Consider the following 2500-nt stretch of genomic DNA (forward strand, 5'->3'; position numbering starts at 1 on the left):
GCGACGAGGGGATGGCCGCGATGGAGATGATCCGGTCCATGGTCGACCGTGTCGTGCTGTCCCCCTGCCCCTCGGGCGCCGGGCTGGAGGCGCAGCTTCATGGCGACCTGCTGGCGATCCTGGAGGCGTGCGCCGAGGCGGACCCGAAACGCCGACAGCCCGCCTCGTGGGAGGCGGGCTGTCAACTGTCGGTGGTTGCGGGGGCAGGATTTGAACCTGCGGCCTTCAGGTTATGAGCCTGACGAGCTACCGGGCTGCTCCACCCCGCGGATGTTTCATTGTTGGATGAGGGACTGTGAAGATGCAAGCATTTGGCTTTTGTGTATTGAGCGTCTCATGTGCCTGAGCGACCTGGCGGCGACCTACTCTCCCACGTCTTAAGACGCAGTACCATTGGCGCGGAGGCTTTTCACGGCCGAGTTCGGGATGGGATCGGGTGTTTGACACCTCGCCATGACCACCAGGTCACCGAGGCACAAGACCGACGCTGTTACCGAAAGCGCTTAATGCTTGTTCAGTGCAAGTGAGGAGGATGTATCGAACGGCGATGCGCTGGTCAAGCACTGCTTTGGAGCAGGCTTGCTGCTGCGCATGGCGCGGTTAGTGGTGTCGAGATCAAGCCGATCGAGCGATTAGTAAGGCTTAGCTTCAGGCATTGCTGCCGGTCCACATGCCTCCTATCGACGTGATGGTCTGTCACGGCTCTCAAGGGAGCTCTGGTTTAGAGGTGGGTTTCCCGCTTAGATGCTTTCAGCGGTTATCCCGTCCATACTTAGCTACCCGGCCATGCCACTGGCGTGACAACCGGTGCACCAGAGGTATGTCCATCCCGGTCCTCTCGTACTAGGGACAAATCCTCGCAAAACTCCGACACCCACGGCAGATAGGGACCGAACTGTCTCACGACGTTCTAAACCCAGCTCACGTACCACTTTAATCGGCGAACAGCCGAACCCTTGGGACCTGCTCCAGCCCCAGGATGTGATGAGCCGACATCGAGGTGCCAAACGACTCCGTCGATATGGACTCTTGGGAGTCATCAGCCTGTTATCCCCGGCGTACCTTTTATCCGTTGAGCGATGGCCCGTCCACGTGGAGCCACCGGATCACTATGGCCGACTTTCGTCTCTGCTCGACTTGTCAGTCTTGCAGTCAGGCGGGCTTATGCCATTGCACTCGACGAGCGATTTCCGACCGCTCTGAGCCCACCATCGCGCGCCTCCGTTACACTTTGGGAGGCGACCGCCCCAGTCAAACTACCCGCCATGCAGGGTCCCGGACCCGGATAACGGGCCACGGTTAGATGCCAGAGACTTCAAGGGTGGTATTTCAAGGTTGGCTCCACACGAGCTGGCGCCCATGTTTCCAAGCCTCCCACCTATCCTACACATGAAGTCCCTAGCACCACTGCAAAGCTGTAGTAAAGGTGCACGGGGTCTTTCCGTCTGACCGCGGGAACTCCGCATCTTCACGGAGAGTTCAATTTCGCTGAGTTGGTGTTGGAGACAGCGGGGAAGTCGTTACGCCATTCGTGCAGGTCGGAACTTACCCGACAAGGAATTTCGCTACCTTAGGACCGTTATAGTTACGGCCGCCGTTTACCGGGGCTTCAATTCAGAGCTTGCACTCCTCCTCTTAACCTTCCGGCACCGGGCAGGCGTCAGACCCTATACGTCGCCTTGTGTGGCTTCGCAGAGCCCTGTGTTTTTAGTAAACAGTCGCTACCCCCTGGTCTGTGCCCCCCGCCATGGCTTGCGCCACAACGGGGCCCTCTTCTTCCGAAGTTACGAGGGCAATTTGCCGAGTTCCTTCAACACCATTCTCTCAAGCGCCTGGGTATACTCTACCAGTCCACCTGTGTCGGTTTGGGGTACGGTCTATATGGCGGGGCTATTTCCTGGAACCGGTCCACAGCACGATCAATCCGATAAGATCGTACACGCTTTCCAATCCGTCACCTCCGCCAGGCCCACGAATATTAACGTGGTTCCCATCGACTACGCCTTTCGGCCTCGCCTTAGGGGCCGGCTCACCCTGCGTGGATTAACCTTGCGCAGGAACCCTTGGACTTTCGGCGACAGTGTTTCTCACACTGTTTGTCGCTACTCATGTCAGCATTCTCACTTCCGATACCTCCAGGCGGCCTCACGGACACCCTTCGCAGGCTTACGGAACGCTCCGCTACCACGTGATCCGAAGATCACATCCGCAGCTTCGGTACACGGCTTGAGCCCCGATACATTTTCGGCGCAGGCCGGCTTAACTAGACCAGTGAGCTATTACGCTTTCTTTAAAGGATGGCTGCTTCTAAGCCAACCTCCTGGTTGTCATGGCCTTCCCACATCCTTTCCCACTTAGCCGTGATTTGGGGACCTTAGCTGGCGGTCTGGGCTGTTTCCCTCTCGACGATGGACCTTAGCACCCACCGTCTGTCTGCCGCGCTCTGCTCACGGGTATTCGGAGTTTGGTTAGGTTTGGTAAGGCTCGCGCCCCCCTAGCC

The 2500-nt window shown here is 58.2% G+C and carries 1 tRNA gene and 2 rRNA genes (1 of these 3 cut by a window edge); all 3 read right to left on the bottom strand.

The window, feature by feature from the left end:
- Positions 1-192 precede the first annotated feature (192 nt).
- Positions 193-269 (bottom strand) — tRNA-Met (locus ACWPN3_RS08455).
- Positions 270-349: 80 nt separating this feature from the next.
- Positions 350-465: ribosomal RNA gene (rrf, locus tag ACWPN3_RS08460) — 5S ribosomal RNA — on the bottom strand.
- A gap of 146 nt (positions 466-611) precedes the next feature.
- A 23S ribosomal RNA gene (locus ACWPN3_RS08465) occupies positions 612-2500 on the bottom strand (it continues 859 nt past the right edge of the window).

This window comes from Azospirillum sp. UENF 111221 (genome assembly GCF_058780625.1).